The sequence below is a fragment of the Cryobacterium sp. Hh38 genome, from assembly GCF_004403235.1.
Lineage (GTDB): Bacteria > Actinomycetota > Actinomycetes > Actinomycetales > Microbacteriaceae > Cryobacterium > Cryobacterium levicorallinum.
In genome coordinates, this window is the sequence record NZ_SOHD01000029.1 from 56,720 (window position 1) to 73,079 (window position 16,360).

At 63.7% G+C, this 16,360-nt stretch carries 15 protein-coding genes and 1 tRNA gene; 10 read left to right on the top strand and 6 right to left on the bottom strand.

All coding sequences use genetic code 11. The annotated features are described in order from the left end of the window. Positions 1–75: 75 nt before the first annotated feature. Positions 76–519, bottom strand: a complete 444-nt coding sequence (locus E3T41_RS10770; protein ID WP_092449320.1) for an Rrf2 family transcriptional regulator — start codon at positions 517–519, stop codon at positions 76–78. 54 nt (positions 520–573) lie between these two features. Between E3T41_RS10770 and E3T41_RS10775 the strand changes: the two genes are divergently transcribed. Further along, complete coding sequence (locus E3T41_RS10775) at positions 574–1,317, top strand: trimeric intracellular cation channel family protein (RefSeq protein WP_092449318.1); 744 nt, start codon at positions 574–576, stop codon at positions 1,315–1,317. 11 nt (positions 1,318–1,328) lie between these two features. On the opposite strand, the gene E3T41_RS10780 is transcribed toward E3T41_RS10775, so the two are convergent. Beyond that, on the bottom strand, positions 1,329–2,162 hold the full coding sequence (locus tag E3T41_RS10780) for an inositol monophosphatase family protein (protein WP_134478533.1): 834 nt from the start codon (positions 2,160–2,162) through the stop codon (positions 1,329–1,331). 125 nt (positions 2,163–2,287) lie between these two features. On the opposite strand from E3T41_RS10780, the gene E3T41_RS10785 reads away from it, so the two are divergent. Further along, a tRNA-Lys gene (locus tag E3T41_RS10785) sits at positions 2,288–2,363 on the top strand. A 223-nt stretch (positions 2,364–2,586) separates the two neighbouring features. After that, the gene (locus tag E3T41_RS10790; RefSeq protein WP_198416412.1) at positions 2,587–2,967 is read left to right on the top strand and encodes a helix-turn-helix domain-containing protein; all 381 of its coding nucleotides are present in this window, start codon (positions 2,587–2,589) and stop codon (positions 2,965–2,967) included. 224 nt (positions 2,968–3,191) lie between these two features. Here the strand turns inward: E3T41_RS10790 and E3T41_RS10795 are convergent, their stop codons facing one another. Then, positions 3,192–3,566 (bottom strand): hypothetical protein, encoded by a 375-nt coding sequence (locus E3T41_RS10795; protein ID WP_092449314.1) that lies wholly within the window; start codon positions 3,564–3,566, stop codon positions 3,192–3,194. A gap of 516 nt (positions 3,567–4,082) precedes the next feature. Here E3T41_RS10795 and E3T41_RS10800 point away from each other — a divergent pair. The 3 genes from E3T41_RS10800 (at position 4,083) to E3T41_RS10810 (ending at position 7,548) form a co-directional block, all read left to right on the top strand. Next, on the top strand, positions 4,083–5,333 hold the full coding sequence (locus E3T41_RS10800; RefSeq protein WP_134478534.1) for a hypothetical protein: 1,251 nt from the start codon (positions 4,083–4,085) through the stop codon (positions 5,331–5,333). A 188-nt stretch (positions 5,334–5,521) separates the two neighbouring features. Further along, positions 5,522–6,739: an enoyl-CoA hydratase/isomerase family protein gene (locus tag E3T41_RS10805; RefSeq protein ID WP_241991131.1), complete on the top strand. Its 1,218-nt coding sequence runs from the start codon at positions 5,522–5,524 to the stop codon at positions 6,737–6,739. Beyond that, positions 6,736–7,548 (top strand): enoyl-CoA hydratase, encoded by an 813-nt coding sequence (locus E3T41_RS10810; protein ID WP_104132634.1) that lies wholly within the window; start codon positions 6,736–6,738, stop codon positions 7,546–7,548. Before E3T41_RS10805 ends, E3T41_RS10810 begins: the two co-directional genes overlap by 4 nt. On the opposite strand, the gene E3T41_RS10815 is transcribed toward E3T41_RS10810, so the two are convergent. Both E3T41_RS10815 and E3T41_RS10820 read right to left on the bottom strand, forming a co-directional pair. Beyond that, positions 7,545–8,255, bottom strand: a complete 711-nt coding sequence (locus E3T41_RS10815) for a response regulator (protein ID WP_134478536.1) — start codon at positions 8,253–8,255, stop codon at positions 7,545–7,547. The genes E3T41_RS10810 and E3T41_RS10815 overlap by 4 nt on opposite strands. Beyond that, positions 8,248–9,942, bottom strand: a complete 1,695-nt coding sequence (locus E3T41_RS10820) for a sensor histidine kinase (protein WP_134478538.1) — start codon at positions 9,940–9,942, stop codon at positions 8,248–8,250. The genes E3T41_RS10815 and E3T41_RS10820 overlap by 8 nt, the downstream gene beginning before the upstream one ends. 136 nt (positions 9,943–10,078) lie before the next feature. Here E3T41_RS10820 and E3T41_RS10825 point away from each other — a divergent pair, with 136 nt between their 5' ends. From E3T41_RS10825 to E3T41_RS10840, 4 genes are all read left to right on the top strand, one after another. Next, complete coding sequence (locus E3T41_RS10825) at positions 10,079–11,476, top strand: cation:dicarboxylate symporter family transporter (protein ID WP_092449305.1); 1,398 nt, start codon at positions 10,079–10,081, stop codon at positions 11,474–11,476. A gap of 341 nt (positions 11,477–11,817) precedes the next feature. Further along, positions 11,818–13,113, top strand: coding sequence for a glycine betaine/L-proline ABC transporter ATP-binding protein (locus E3T41_RS10830; protein WP_092449304.1), 1,296 nt, complete (start codon positions 11,818–11,820; stop codon positions 13,111–13,113). Next, positions 13,110–14,033 carry a proline/glycine betaine ABC transporter permease gene (locus E3T41_RS10835; RefSeq protein WP_092449303.1) on the top strand — a complete coding sequence of 308 codons (924 nt, stop codon included), beginning with the start codon at positions 13,110–13,112 and terminating at the stop codon, positions 14,031–14,033. The genes E3T41_RS10830 and E3T41_RS10835 overlap by 4 nt, the downstream gene beginning before the upstream one ends. 134 nt (positions 14,034–14,167) lie before the next feature. Continuing rightward, positions 14,168–15,064 carry a glycine betaine ABC transporter substrate-binding protein gene (locus tag E3T41_RS10840; protein WP_134478540.1) on the top strand — a complete coding sequence of 299 codons (897 nt, stop codon included), beginning with the start codon at positions 14,168–14,170 and terminating at the stop codon, positions 15,062–15,064. 209 nt (positions 15,065–15,273) lie between these two features. Here the strand turns inward: E3T41_RS10840 and E3T41_RS10845 are convergent, their stop codons facing one another. Beyond that, complete coding sequence (locus E3T41_RS10845) at positions 15,274–16,296, bottom strand: LacI family DNA-binding transcriptional regulator (RefSeq protein WP_092449301.1); 1,023 nt, start codon at positions 16,294–16,296, stop codon at positions 15,274–15,276. Between the last annotated feature and the right edge of the window lie 64 nt (positions 16,297–16,360).

Consider the following 16,360-nt stretch of genomic DNA (forward strand, 5'->3'; position numbering starts at 1 on the left):
TGCGTCAAAAGTAGCATTTGATATACCAATTAAACGGATGTTTTCTACAAGTTGTAGAAATTAGGGACTTTAGTCCTACCGCACCAGACCGAGTTCGACCAGAACCGGTCCATTAGGTTTTCCGTGTGGCAGAGCCGTGATGACGATGCCGTCGAGCTCGCGGTAGAAGGATTCCCGTGCCCGGCGCAGGGCGCCGCGGAGGCCGCATCCGCTCAATAATGGGCAGGGGCCATCGGGCGAGTCGCACGCTGCCAGATCGGTGCGGGTATCGAGCTGGCGCAGGAGAGCCCCGACGGTGGCTTCGCGGCCGAGCGTGCTGATGCGCACGCCGCCGGTGCGTCCCCGGATGACCTCGACCAAGCCCAGCTCGCGGAGCCGCATGATGGCCTTGGTGACGTGGTTGTAGGGCGTGCCGACCTCGGTGGCGACGACCCGTGAGGTGTACGTGATGCTCTCCGGCGCCGCTGCCAGCAGCATGACGACCCGCAGGCACACGTCGGAAAAAGCAGTGATCCTCATTCCCTAACTGTAGGTGCGCGGCTCGCGCCCCGAGAGTAGGAGAGAATGGGGCAAGTGAACACTGAGTCGGAGACGCTGTTTGAGATAATCCGCTTCGTGGACCTGGCGGGCGTGCTCGCCAATGCCATTCTCGGCGGCGTCGCCGCGCGCACCGCACGCCTCGACATTGTCGGCTTCGTGGTGCTCGCGATCATGAGCGGGCTTGGCGGCGGCATGATTCGCGACACGCTGCTGCAGCAGGGCACGCCGGCCGCACTGCTCGACCCGGCCTACCTGATCTGCGCCATCCTCGGCGGGGTCATCGCCTACTTCGTGACCTTCAACGGTCGCTGGACTCGCCGCGTGCTGCTGCTGCTCGACGCGCTCGCCGTGGGCTGCTGGTCGGCGGTCGGGGCGCAGAAGGCGCTCGAGGCCGGTCTCGGCTGGCTCCCGGCGATTTTGCTCGGCATTATCACGGCCGTCGGCGGCGGCATGGTGCGGGACATTCTGCTGCTCAAGGTGCCGACGATCTTCGGCGGAAACACGCTCTACGCCACGAGCGCGCTGCTCGCGAGCACCGAAATGGTCATCCTGAGCAAGCTCGGATTCGTCGCGATCGGCACCGGAGTCGCGATTCTCAGCGGCGCCGCGCTGTCACTGCTGGCCAAACGCTACGGCTGGATTCTTCCGACCGGGTACGCGCTGCGCATCCCCAAGCCGATTCTGCTGCTCAACCCCCGGGCTTGGCGGCAGCGCCGCCTCGATGCGCGCAACGCCCGCAACGGTGTGAATCCCGACGATCCGGGTGCCGGAGTCTAGTTTCGGCGCCCTCAGGCCGGGTTCAGCACGGCGAGGGTTGCCGCGTGCAGCAGGCCGTTCGTGGCCAGGGCGCTGCCGTGCCACGGTCCTGGCTGGCCGTCGATCGAGGTGAAGATGCCGCCGGCTTCCTGCACGATCGGGGCCAGGGCGGCCATGTCGTAGGGCTGCAGGTCGAATTCGCCGGCCACGTCGAGGTGCCCCTCGGCGAGCAGCATGTACGACCACATGTCGCCGTAGGCGCGAGTGCGCCAGACCTGGCGCGAAAGCGTGACGAGCTCGTCGAGGTGCCCGGCCTGATCCCACTGCTGCAGGCTGCCGTAGCTGATGGATGCTTCGGCGAGGGTTGCGATGCCGGAGACGCGTAGGCGGGTGGGGGCGGCATCCGCTTTGCTGCTGCTGCTGCTGCTGTCGGCGGTCGTACTAGTTGACCAGGCGCCGCTGCCGGTTGCGGCCCACCAGCGTTTACCGAGGGCGGGGGCGCTGACCACGCCGAGCACGGGGACGCCGTCGATGGCGAGCGCGATGAGGGTGGCCCAGATCGGGATGCCGCGGAGGAACCCGGCAGTGCCGTCGATGGGGTCGATGATCCACTGGCGCGTGGTTGATCCGGCCGTGCCGAATTCCTCGCCGAGAATGCCGTCATCGGGGCGCTCTTTGGCCAGCCGGTCGCGGATGGCGCGCTCGACCGCCCGGTCGGCATCCGTCACCGGGGTGCGGTCGGGTTTGGTCGTCACGACGAGATCGAGCGCTGTGAAGCGGGCACGGGAGATCACGTCGGCAGCATCGGCGAGGGCAAGAGCCAGCTGTAGGTCGTCGGAAAGGGCGTAGTTTTGCGGTTCGGTCACGGTCTCAAGGATAGTAATTTCACGAACGGATGCCGGTCACCGCCGCTTTTCGGCCTCGATTGGCATCATGCCCTCCTGGGGTGTTAGGGTTACACGTTGCCGCGGATAGTTCCGCTGTTTGACATGCACCTCTAGCTCAATTGGCAGAGCAACTGACTCTTAATCAGTGGGTTCCCGGTTCAAGTCCGGGGGGGTGCACCATCAAACCCCGTCGTTACTGTCTCACAGTGCGGCGGGGTTTTTTCTGCCCGTTTCGGGGCCTGATTGTCGGGTTTGCGCTCCCCGCTCTAGTTTGAACACGTGCCACCTTCTGAGTCACATGCCGCGAGACCCCGAGGCGTCGCTGGCCGTGCACGCGGCGCGGAGGAGAATTGCTGTGCACACTTGCTCTGGACGGAGTGTGCAGAGCAACTATGATGTGATCATGTCACTGGCACACTTGACGGTCAATCCCGAGGACGTACGCTCGAACACTCGCGACAGCGACCCGCGCCCGGCCTGGCTGGAGCAGGTTGCCGCCTACGTACAGCGGGCCGCCGCCGAGGGCGCCTCGGTGACGCTTACATCAAAGCAGCGGATGTTGACGCCCGATCAGGTCGCCGCAGCGTTGGGGGTCTCTCGGTCGACGATCTCGCGGAAAATCAAGGCTGGCGAGATCCATGTAGTGAAGGTCGGCAACCGTAACCGCATTCCATACGAGGAGTTCGAGCGGTTCTGGGATGCGACGATGGCGAACGACGCGGCGCTGGTGGACGACGATATCGAGGCTGAGTTCTTTGGTGAAGCTAGGGAATCCTGTCACTAACTCGGGGTAGCAGATTCGTTATCCCGACTTAGCTCGTGAAGCCGTGATAGGGCACTAGATGTGGGCCGTCACGGAGAGGTGGGCGAACTCGACAAACTAACCAGGTGATCGCTCGCGCCGTAACAGCCGCTGGCTCCGTAATGCCGTCTTGGCTGCTTCTTTGTGCATGGCAATTTGCGAGGCGGGCGAGGTCGGCGATGAGCCGTTCAGAGCTGTGGCGGGACTTATTGGCTAACGAGCTGCTGTGCCCTTTGATGTGAAATGTGGAGCGCCAGACCAATGTCCCGAACGGTGAGCCCCTGGTTGCGAAGTTCACGAGCGGCGGCGGACCACTCTGCCGCAGCCCTCGATCGCGCCATAGCTTCAGCGTGGCGAGCAAGGTGGACCGCCGCGACATGTTCCTGAACGGCCGCGGGGAGTTCCACCGAGATATCCATCTCAAAGCTGTCTTCCGCAACCTCCAGGAAAGATGCGATGTAGTCACGCGTCATTTCCTCCACTTCTGACAACGAGCGCGCCTGAGTCGCACCTTCCAGAGCGGGGATTTCGATGTACCAAAAACGTCCGTCGCGGCGGACCGTAGCTGCATAGGTGTCCATTGCCGATGTCCAATCGTTATTCCTCAACTACTTACTGAGGGCTTGCTGAAGTCCTTCAGAATTTTCGCGGCGAGCATTTCGCCGCGCTGTCCGAGATCACGTCTCGATGGCGGGGATCATGATCACGACTCCATTGAACGTGAACTTGTCGTGCTTTGTTCCACTCGCCGGAAGCCACTCAACATTGTTTGTCTTTGCAAGCAGCACGATGCGTTTCTCGAGAACCGCCCTCTCAGCTAGTAATAGTCGAGTTAGCTAAAGACACTTCAGTCTAGTGCACCATAGACAAAACTCAAGCTGGCTCGTGGTCACGGGCCGTTCGGGCGTGCGCCAGGCACTGCGTCGCTCGCACCAGTCGTCGAGGGGATGGAATGGCGTTTAGGGCTCGCGGCCACTTTAAGAAAAAACACCCATTATGGGTACATTTACTGGTAAATTTCCGCGAGGTGGCAGATTCCGTCAGTGGAAATCGGACATCAGTTCCACTCTTTCCCTACGAACGAGGAATCTGTGATTGTGAAAAACCTATTTTCCCGGCGAAGCGTGCGCAAGCCTGTCATTGCCGGCCTCGCGGTCGCTGCGCTTGCAACCATGGTTCTCGGCTTAACCGGGGTCTCCCCGTCGTTCGCAACGGACGAGACGAACCTGCTGCCCGGGGCCAGTGTGAAGAATTCGGCGGGTTTGATGGGTATCGTCGGCGAGAACTTCGACAACGGCGCTTGGGTCTATTCAGGTCCCGCCGTGGACGAAGAAGTCACCGGGGAAGATGCGGACTGCTCAGAGTATTGGAACGTGGTCGTGATCCTCTGCGATCCGTCACCCACGACCGGATCCAGGGGAGTTCTCACCCAGTTCTCGTCGGATACAGGATTGACGTGGGAAATGAACGGACAGAATTCGGTCGGATTCGTTGTTCTGGACCTCGGTCAGGAGTCGACGTTCAGCTCACTCGAGGTCTATCAGATGAAGGGTTCCGACGGCCAGACGACACGTGCGCAGCTTTTCGTGAGCAGTGCCGATTCAGAGACCTGGCCGACTCAGAGCGACGGCTCGTGGACCAGCGTCGCCTCGGGACCGGTGGCGGACGGGCCGGCTCAGACCGGTACTGGACCGGTGACCAACACGGCCGTCACGACTTATGACTTCGCGGCGACCACTGGGCGGTACGTGATGCTGTACTCGGAGAACGATGGCAGCCTCGATGAGGACGACTGGATCGAGACCGCTGGTGCGAAATTGTTCGGCTTCGTCGGCGCTGGGCCAGTGCCCACGGTCGAGCCGACGGTCGAGCCCACGGTCGAGCCGACGGTCGAGCCGACGGTTGTGCCGACAGTTGTGCCCACCCTAGGCTTCGATCTTGGCTTCGCCGTCGGAGACGTCGTCGACGGCTCAGAGATCACCGTGTCGGGTGCCGGTTTGCTTCCGGATTCCGCCTATGACCTAGTCGTACGCTCAACCCCGGTCACGATCGCGTTCGGATCTGCCAACTCCAGCGGTGCCTTCTCTGGCACCGGTGTGATGCCAGCCGGTCTCGCGGCCGGAGTGCACACGGTCACCCTGAGTGGTATTGCCGCAGATGGTACCGCGATCACTCGCGTGGCCTACTTCACCGTCAGTGCCTCCGGAACGGTGACCTATTTGTCCTTTGATGCGGCCGAGGCGCTCGCCTCGACCGGCTTCGCTGGTGCCCCGATCGGCCTCGCAGCTCTGCTGCTGCTCGCAGTGGGTGGCGCGCTCGTGATTCGTCGTCGTCAGGTCGCCCACTAGGCTCCCGCGAGAGCGGAGATTTTGCTGCTTCACGATCGCTGAAGCACCAAGATCTCCGCTCTCACTTGCGCTCAATCGGGTCTAGTCGCGGGTGGTGTGTGGGAGGGCTTCGATGGGGCAGGCTCTAGACTGTGGCCAGAGTCCGGGTTCGTGCAGGAACCGGCCGCATTGTCGCGGAGAGGTCACGTTTGTCCCACACCGAGTTGTCCACAGCCCAGTCCAGCGACGCGTCGAGTGCGGAATTGAGCGGCGAGGTGCTGCTGCAGCGGGACGGATCGCTGGCCCGCATCATCCTGAACCGGCCCAAGGCCCTGAATGCCCTCACGCACGACATGATCCGCAGTATCGCCGCAGCGCTCACCGACTGGGCTGACGACGAGACCGTGCAGACCGTGCTGCTCACCGGCAGCGGCGACCGCGCCCTGTGCGCCGGCGGCGACATCGTCTCGATCTACCGCGACGCCCGCACCGATCCAGACGAGAATGCCCGGTTCTGGGCCGATGAATACACCCTGAACGCGCAGATCAAGCGGTACCCCAAACCCTTCGTCGCCCTGATGGACCGCATCGTGCTCGGTGGGGGAGTCGGCCTCTCCGGCCACGCCTCACACCGCGTCGTGACCGAACGCACCCGACTCGGCATGCCGGAGACCACCATCGGTTTCGTGCCCGACGTCGGCGGTACCTACCTCTACTCGCGCACCCCCGGCGAGCTCGGCACCCATCTCGCCCTTACCGCCGCGATCATGACCGGTTCCGACGCGATCGCGCTCGGGCTCGCCGACAGTTTCGTCGACTCGACCCGGCTCGATTCCCTGGTCGAGGCCCTCAAACGGATGCCCGTTCCCGCGGCCATCGCCGAGTACGCCGAGTCGACGGTGCCCGCGGCCCCGCTGCTGGCCGAGCGCACCTGGATCGACGAGTGCTACGTCGGCAACAGCCTGCCCGGGATCATCGATCGGCTGCAGAACTCTCCCGTTGCTGCGGCCCGCGACGCCGCCATGGCCATTCTGGCCAAGTCGCCCACCGCGCTCACGGTCACCCTCGAAGCCCTCCGCCGCGCCCGTGAACTCGACAGCCTCGAAGCGGTGCTCGAGCAGGAATACCGAGTCTCCCTGCGCATGGTGGCCGGCCACGATGTGGTCGAGGGCATTCGCGCCCAGGTTATCGACAAGGACCGCAACCCGAACTGGCAGCCGAGCAGCCTGGACGCCGTGTCCGGCACCGATGTGCAGGCGCACTTCGCGCCGTTGGGGGAGCGCGAGCTGCGCCTGCCACGCGTACACGTTCCCGCCGAGCCCGAAACGAGCGTGCAGCCAAGCACGAGCGTCGAGCCCGGCATGACCGGCGAAATCCACACGACCGGCGAACTCCGCCAGAACACCGAACGGAAGGCCACCGTATGAGCGACACAACCCAGACCGAAACTCTGACCGACGCCGACACCTACGAAAACATCCTGCTCGAGCGCCACGGCCGGGTCGGCGTGATCACGCTAAACCGCCCGAAGGCACTGAACGCCCTCAACTTCCACACCATGCAGGACGTCGTCGGTGCCGCCACCCGGCTCGACACCGACCCCTCGATCGGCGCGATCATCATCACCGGTTCGGAGCGGGCCTTCGCGGCCGGCGCCGACATCAAGGAGATGGCATCGATGAGCTACATGGATATGTACCTCCAAGACTGGTTCGCCGGTTGGGACAAGCTCGCCGCCGTGCGCACCCCGGTCATCGCCGCTGTTTCCGGCCACGCCCTCGGTGGCGGCTGCGAACTCGCCCTGATCTGCGATTTCATTATCGCCTCCGACACCGCGACGTTCGGCCAGCCCGAGATCAAGCTCGGCGTCATACCCGGCATGGGCGGATCCCAGCGCCTGACGCGCGCCGTCGGCAAGGCCAAGGCGATGGAGATGATCCTCACCGGCCGTACTATCGACGCCGTCGAAGCCGAACGGGCCGGTCTCGTCGCCCGCATCGTGCCCGCCGCCGACCTGCTGGCCGATGCCCTCGCGAGCGCCACGGAGATCGCGGCCAAATCGGCACCGATCGCGATGCTCGCCAAGGAGGTCGTCAACGCGGCGTACGAATCGATGCTGAGCGGCGGCATCCACTTGGAACGTCGCCTGTTTCATTCGGTGTTCGCGACTGAAGATCAGAGCGAGGGCATGGCCGCCTTCATCGAAAAGCGGTCACCGAATTTCACGAACCGCTAACGACCACGCTTCCAGCTGTACTCATTCTCCGGCCGCCCGGGCGTGCCGTAGCGCGGCGCGCGCAGCACGAGACCGGTGTTGGCGAGATATTCCAGGTAGCGGCGCGCGGTCACCCGGGAGAGCCCCAGCGGCTCCATCAGCTCACTCGCCGAGACCGGCGCGGTCTGGGCCTGCAAGTAGGTGACCAGCGGATTCAGCGTCGAATCGGCCAGGCCCTTCGGAAGCGGAATATCGGTCGGCGCGCGCAGGCTCGCGAACGCGTTATCAACCGCCGACTGCGTCACAACGGATGCGTGCGCGTTCAGTTCCGCACGAAAGTCCCGGTAACTAGACAATTTCGCAGCGAAGGTCGAGTAGGTGAACGGCTTGATCAGGTACTGCACGACGCCGGCCGCGATCGCCCCGCGCACATTGTCGAGGTCGCGCACCGCGGTGATGGCGATGATATCCGTGGCCAGACCGGCCGAACGGATGCGCCGGCTCACGTTGAGCCCGTGGCTGTCCGGCAGGTTCATGTCCATCAGCACGAGGTCGATCGGGGTGCCGGCCGAGGCAGCGGCCGCTACCCGGCGAAAGGCCTCCTGCCCGGTGCCGACCGTGGCGACGAGCTCGAACCCGGCCAGGCGACCGATGTAGACGGCGTGCGCCTCGGCGGCGAGTGGTTCGTCCTCGACGACGAGCACGCGAATCGGTGCAGAGTCAGTCATGATCGACCGCCGCGGCGAGCGTTTCGGGCGGTGTCGGTGCGGCCGTGGTGTCTGCTGCTGCGGGCAGAGGCGCTGCGGGCAGAGCAATCGCCGGAATCGTCACCGTGNCGGCACCCTCGCGACGCCCGATGGTGAGTGTGCCACCGAGGCGCGTGACCGCCTGGCGCACCAAAGCCAAACCGAGGCCGCGGCCGCCGACCGGCCCAGTGCCCTTGGTGCTGAATCCCAGCCGCAGCACCTCATCGATGACATCGAGTGCCACACCGGCACCGCTGTCGGCCACCTCGATCACGACGGCCTGCTCGGTCGACGACACCGTGACAGATACGCGGCGTGGGTCGTCGCCGCCCGCCGCCGCATCGAGCGCGTTGTCGACCAGATTGCCGAGCACCGTCACGAGGTCCTGGATCGACAGCCCGGACTGCGCGAGCGTGCCGGACGCCGTGACGGTCAGGGTGATACCCAGTTCGTTGGCCTGCGCCGATTTGCCCATGATCAGGGCGCTGATCACCGGTTCGTCGACCGAGCCGACCATCTCGTCGGCGAGTCGCTGGCTCAATTCGAGGTCTTTTGTGGCGAATTCGAGTGCCTGCTCGGTGCGGCCGAGTTCCATCAGCGACACGATCGTGTGCAGCCGGTTGGAATGCTCGTGGGTCTGCGCTCGCAGTGCATCGGACAGGGTCCGCATTGACTGCAGCTCACTGCCCAGGTTCTGCAGATCGGTGTGGTCGCGAATCGTCGCCACGAACCCCATCGGTTCCGCCCGGGCACCCGCGTTCCCCGAGGCGGTCGCCGGCTCCTGGTTCACTACGAGTACTCGCGTGCCGGTCACATGAATCTCGTCGTGCGCGTTGCGGCCGCTCCGCAGCAGATCTCCGAGACTCGGCGGCAGGCTCAGGGCGGTCAAAGCCTGCGGTCGCTCGAAACTTCCCGCAGCCGGGCGCGGTGGAATCCCCAGCAGGGTGGCCGCCTGATCGTTGTAGAGCACGAGGTCACCGTGCAGATCGACCAGCACCAGACCCTCCCGCACGGAGCGCAGCACGGAGTCGTAGTAGACGAACAGTTGCGCGAGGTGCTCCGGTCCCCAGCCCAGGGTGACCCGGCGCAGATAACGCCCAAGCAGCCAGGTGCCGACCGACCCGGACGCCAGCAGCGCCAGCGCCAGGCCCAGCACCGAAGGCAGCTGTGCGTTCAGGGCGATCGAGATGTTCGTCGTCGTGGTGCCTACCGCGACGAGCGCGCGAACCGTATCGCCGGCATCCGTTACCGGCACGACGGCACGAACGGATGGCCCGAGCGTTCCGGTGCTGATTTCGGTGAAGGCCGTTCCGGACACGGCTGGCTGGATCGCGCCGATGTAGTTCTGGCCGATTTCGGCCGCGTTCGGATGGGTCCAGCGGGTGCGGTCCGGGGCCATGATCGTGATGAAGTCGAGCCCGGCGTCCTGCGTCAGCTCGAGGGCGTAGGGCTGCAGCATCGTGCTCGGGTCGGCGGCTTCGCTGGCCGCGAGCACGAGGGGACTGTCAGCGATGGCGGTGGCGACGGCCAGCATCCGGTTGCTGGTCTCGTCGTAGCCACGATCGCGAGCTTCGACGAACAGAATGGTCGCGACCAGGCCCGACAACACGACGATGAACAGCGCGTGCGCGACAAAGAGCCGCCTGGCTATGCTCCATTCCCTGCGCATTCGTAGGTACCTTTCTGTGACTCATGAACAATATGACCGCAACCGTGACCCCGTGAGCCGTGTCGACCAGTGTGGAACACATTGCAGCAGCCGGTGCCCGCAGTGGCTCCGATAAGCCTAGACAAAGGAGTCTGCCATGGCATCGACGCCATCACCCCGTACCAAGTCGAAGAAACCCGCCAAGCCCAGGAAGAAGATCGACTCGTCGCACTACCTCTATATGGCCGTTATTATCGCGGTCATTCTCGGTATCGTCGTTGGTCTGGTCTGGGGCGGCGAGAAGGGCTTCGCTGTCTCGCTCAAGCCGCTCGGTGACCTGTTCATCGCCCTGATCAAGATGATGATCGCGCCGATCATTTTCTGCACCATCATTCTCGGCATCGGCTCGATCGCCAAGGCCGCCACCGTCGGCAAGATCGGCGGCCTGGCACTCGGCTACTTTCTGGTCATGTCGACCTTCGCGCTCGGCATCGGCCTGGTCGTCGGCAACATGATCCACCCGGGCGACGGCATCGACCTGTCGGATGCCACCTACAAGGCCACCGAATCCGCCGACACCCAGGGTTTTTTGCTCGGGATCGTCCCCGCTACTCTGTTCTCGTCGCTGACCAGCGGCAACATTCTGCAGACGCTGCTCGTGGCTCTCATCGCCGGCTTCGCGCTGCAGCGAATGGGCCCGGCCGGCAAGCCGATTCTTGAGGGCATCGCCCACGTGCAGGCCCTGGTCTTTCGCATTCTCATTATGGTCATGTGGCTCGCCCCGATCGGCGCATTCGGCGCGATCGCGGCGGTCGTCGGTGCCACCGGCATTCAGGCCGTGATCAGCCTGTTCACTCTCATGGTCGCCTTCTACATCACCTGCATCCTCTTTATCGTGGTCATTCTTGGCGGCCTGCTCAAACTCGTCACCGGCGTGAACATTTTCAAGCTCATGCGCTACCTCGGCCGGGAATACCTGCTCATCGTCTCGACTTCGTCGTCGGAAGCAGCCCTGCCGCGCCTGATTGCCAAGATGGAACACCTCGGCGTCTCCAAGCCCGTTGTCGGCGTCACCGTGCCCACCGGCTACTCGTTCAACCTCGACGGCACCGCCATCTACCTCACCATGGCGTCGCTGTTCATTGCCAATGCGCTCGGCCAGCCGCTCGCGCTCGGCGAGCAAATCGGCCTGCTTGTGTTCATGATTATCGCGAGCAAGGGAGCCGCCGGAGTATCCGGTGCTGGCCTGGCCACCCTGGCCGCCGGACTGCAGGCGCACGCCCCGCAACTGGTCGGCGGCGTCGGCTTTATCGTCGGCATCGACCGCTTCATGTCCGAGGCCCGCGCGCTGACCAACTTCACCGGCAACGCGGTCGCGACCGTCATGATTGGTTCCTGGACCAAAGAAATGGACCGGGTGCAGGTCGATCGCGTGCTGGACAAGCTCGAACCGTTTGACGAACGCACCATGCTCACCCACGGTCACGTCAGCGTCGCCGACACCCAGCGCACCGAAGAGAAGGCCGCGCAATCCCGGGTATTGGAACGCGTTTGAGTCGAAAAGGCGAGTATTAGACTCGCGCTAAGGGTGTCGTCCGGAAGAATCCTCCCGGGCGGCACCCCCTTTTTTTTCTGCCCTTTCGGGCAACCGAAACCGGGGTGTGTTAGGATTGTAGACGGTCTTACAACCCTTCACCAGGACGCGCAGACGTAGCCACCATTTGAGATGGAACGGCCGCCTTCGTATGGTGCGGCACCGACGGATGCGATCCCATGATTGCTCCAGCCCGCGTTGACTATCGCGTTTGGGCCGCTTGGCGCCAACCCGTCCGACAAGAGAGCACGCCCCAGTGTCAGCCGTGAAATCGGCTACGTTCGGCGTGCACCGGAGAACGCGTGACCGAGAGTTCAGAAACCATAGCCGTCAAGGCAGATCACCTCTACAAAGCATTCGGACGTCGTCCGCATGAAATCGTCAAGAAGCTCAAGGCCGGCAAGAGCCGCGCCGAAATCTCTTCCCTCGGAGTGGCCGCCGTCATCGACGCTTCCTTCGAGGTCAAGAGGGGCGAGATCTTCGTCGTCATGGGCCTGTCCGGCTCGGGCAAATCGACTCTCATCCGCATGCTCAACGGCCTGTGGGAGACCACCTCCGGCACCGTCACCGTTGGCGGCACCGACATCACCGACGTGTCGGCCAAGGAATTGCGCGACGTGCGCCGCAAGAGCATTTCCATGGTCTTCCAGCACTTCGCCCTGCTGCCACACCGCACCGTGATCGACAACGTGGCCTACGGCCTGGAGATTCAGGGCATGGGGCGAGCAAAACGCCTCGCCAAGGCCCAGACGATCATCGACCTCGTCGGTCTCGCTGGTTGGGCCGACAACCTGCCGTCCGAGTTGTCGGGCGGAATGCAGCAGCGAGTGGGCCTCGGACGAGCCCTCGCCGCCGACACCGACGTGCTGCTCATGGACGAAGCCTTCTCGGCCCTCGACCCGCTCATTCGCCGTGAGATGCAAGAGCAGCTCATCGAGCTGCAGGCCGCGCTCGGCAAGACCATCATTTTCATCACCCACGACCTCAACGAGGCCATGTTCCTGGGCGACCGAATCGCCGTCATGCGTGACGGCCGCATCGTGCAGATCGGCACGCCGGAAGAGATCCTGACCGACCCGGCCAACGACTACGTCGCCCAGTTCGTGCAGGATGTCGACCGGGCGCGCGTGCTCACCGCGACGACCGTCATGGAACCGGTTCGGGCTGTCGTCACCAAAACGGCTGGCCCGCGAGCCGCGCTCCGCACGATGCGAGACCTCCAGACATCCGTTGTTTTCGTGCTCAACCGCGACCGCAGTTTCGCCGGAATCGTGCGCGACCGCGACGTGCTCAAAATGGTCAAGGTCGGGGACGCCGACCTTCGAACAATTATTCGAGACGATGCCACCACAGTTGCGCCCGATACTGCCCTTGTCGATCTCGTCGAGCCTTCCGTCGGCAGCGACCTGCCCATCGCAGTCGTCGACTCGAAGAGTCGCTTGCTCGGAGTCATTCCGCGCGTCACCCTGCTCGCTGCAATTGGCAACGTCACCACGAGCACTGGTGAACTGCCGGTGATCCACCCGCCGGCGACTATTGCGGTCAACGTTATTACCGATATTTTGCGCGACACCGCGCTGGACGGAGCCGAAGCGTGAACGACTTCCGTATTCCCCTCGGCACCTTGATCGAATCCTTTATCGAATGGATCACGGTTACCTTCGGGTTTGTTTTTGATTTCATTCGCCTGATTGTTGACGGTGCCTTCGGAGGCGTAGCCTTCGTGCTCGTCGCGCCGCCGTTTTACGTCATCATCGCGATCGCGGCGGCCATCGGCTTCGCCGTCCGCGGCTGGAAGTTCGCCGTGGGAACAGTGATCGGCCTCGGCCTCATTCTCGGTGTCAATCAGTGGGAAAACGCGATGTTGACCCTCGCCCTGGTTCTCGTGGCAAGCATCATCGCCATCGGGCTGAGTGTTCCGCTCGGTATTCTCGCGGCCAAATCTTCGGTCGCCTCGAGTGCCATCCGGCCGATGCTGGACTTTCTGCAGACTATGCCGGCCTTCGTCTACCTGGTTCCGGCCCTCATTCTGTTTCGGGTCGGCGAGGTTCCCGGCATCGTGGCGACCATCATCTTTGCCATGGCACCCGGTGTGCGGCTCACCGAACTCGGCATCCGCGGGGTCGACAAGGAGGTCGTCGAGGCCGGCCAGGCCTTCGGCGCGAGCCCGTGGCGTATCCTCAGGCAGATTCAGCTTCCGCTGGCAACGCCGACGATCATGGCCGGCATCAACCAGGTCATCATGCTGTCGCTCTCGATGGTCGTCATCGCCGGCATGGTCGGCGCCGGTGCTCTCGGCGGTGAGATTGTGGCGGCGCTGTCGCGTCTCGACGTCGCCCTCGGTTTCGAGGCCGGTCTCGCCGTGGTCATCTTGGCGATCTTCCTCGACCGTGTCACCGCCGCGCTCGGCAATGGAAGCACTCCGCTCGGACGTATGCTCGCTGCCCGTAAGGCCAATCGCGTGGCTGCGAACTCTGCAGCACAGCCGGCAAACGTGCCAGCATCGGCTCTCGTCTGACCTGGTCATTCCGAGTCCCTCCTCCCAACGGATGCCCCGCATCCGTTCCATGTGCGCAGGCTCCAAGGGAGCTGGCGCACGCACCACGAGTCAATCCCCAGTCGCCCGCAGCGGGTGGCACGAAAGGAAGACGCATGAAAATTCGTTCAACACCCCTTATCGCCCTTGGAGCGGTTTCGCTCCTCGCCCTAGCGGGCTGTGCCGCCGAAACCAAGGTCGACACGGTCGGAAACGGCAACGACGACCAGAAGAACGTCACCCTCGCCGTGTTCAACGGCTGGGATGAAGGCGTCGCGGTCTCCGAGCTGTGGAAAGCCATTCTCGACGAGAAGGGTTACAACGTCGAACTCGAGTACGCCGACGTCGCCCCCGTCTACGAGGGCCTCTCCACTGGCGACTACGACCTCACCATGGACATCTGGCTGCCCGACACCCACGGCAAGTACCTCGAGACCTACGGCGACGAGATCACCGACCTGGGCGCCTGGAACAACGAGTCCAAGCTCACCATCGCGGTGAACGCGGACGCCCCGATCGACTCGCTTGCCGAACTGGCCGAGAACGCTGACCTGTTCGGCAACCAGATTGTGGGCATCGAAGCCGGCGCCGGCCTGACCGCTGCGACCGAAGACCGTGTCATTCCGTCTTACGGCCTGGAGGGCATGGAATTCACCACGTCGTCGACGGCGGCCATGCTGACCGAACTCAAGGCAGCCACGGATGCCGGCGAGAACGTCGTCGTGACCCTCTGGGAGCCGCACTGGGCTTACGGTTCGTTCCCGATCAAGAATCTCGAAGACCCCGAGGGTACCCTTGAGTCCGTCGAGAGCCTGCACTCCTTCGGCAGCGCCGACTTCTCGGAGAAGTTTCCCAAAGCCAGCGGCTGGATCGAAGGCTTCGAGATGGACCTCGAGACTCTGTACACCCTCGAAGAGGCCATGTTCGTCGACTACGACGGCTCGGACTACGCTCCGATCGTCGCCCAATGGATCGAAGACAACCAGGAGTACGTGGACGGCCTCACCAGCTAATCACGGATTCTGAACGAAGAACGGCCCGCGTCCTCGGACGTGGGCCGTTCTGTTTATTGTCGCGGAGTAAAACTTGTCGATAGATACATGCTTCTGACATAACGTCGCCGTGGTCAGCCATCAGCTGTTCATGGAGTTACCGGCGCGACTCTCGGTACAGCGGAGGTGGTGTAGGCCACGCCGGGTGTGGAATCCCCAACGTTTGTCGCTTAAGCGGAGTCGCGCCAGACGATAGGTGTCTGAAGAAGGATGCCGTCGGCGGGTTGCTCCTCGCCGCGCAGCTGGCCGAGCACGCACTCCGCTGCTCGCTCACCCAGGCCGAAGGCCGGCTGGTGCACGGTCGACAGGTGTGGCTGGGTGCGCAGCGCCCAGGAACTGTCGTCAAATCCGACGATGCCGACGTCACCGGGCACGCTGCGCCCGGCATGGCGGAGCGCTTCGAGTGCTCCCGCTGCTACGGCGTCAGAAGCCGCGAACACGCCGTCAATCAGTGGGTCGCGTTCAAGAAGCGTGCGCATGCCTTCAATCCCGTCGGTGAAGGTGTAGAGCGGTACTCGGGCGACGAGAGCAGGGTCGAAGCGGTCGCCCAGGGCATCCGTGAAGCCGGCGAGTCGGTCGGCGCCGGAATCGCGATCGAGTGCGGCTGCGACCATGCCAATGCGCTTGCGTCCGGTCTGCATGAGGCGTTCGGTGATCGCGCGCGCTGATGCCCGATTGTCGATTCCTACGAATGGCAGCGGGCTCTGCTCTGGCGGATGTCCAACGAAAGCCGCCGGAAGACGCAGCTTCTCGATGACTCGGGTGATTGGGTCTTCGCGGCGGGCGGAGACGATGATTACCCCGTCGACGAAACCGCCGCTGAGGTAGCGGGCGACGCGGTCGGAGTCGCGCTGGGAGTCGATGACGAGACTGACCATCTGGTAGTCCGAGTGGGAAAGCACGGTGTTGGCTCCGAGCAGGATTCCGCCGATGTTCGGGTCATCCAGAAATAGCGAGTGTGGCTCGTGCACAATGAAGCCAACCGCTTCTGAGCGCTGCATGACCAGGCTGCGCGCTGCGTTGTTCGGTACATAACCGACCTTCTCGATGGCGGCTTCGATGGCGATGCGGGCTGACGCCGAGACGTAGGGTTCGTCGTTTACGACCCGACTGACCGTGCCGCGGGACACGCCAGCCTCCACAGCGACGTCGTGAATCGTCGCGCGTTTGCGTCGAGACGGAATTATCACCATTTGATAACTGTAACGCGCACGAACAACCGCCGCGCTTGACAGGACCGCCGGCAGATACTTAGTC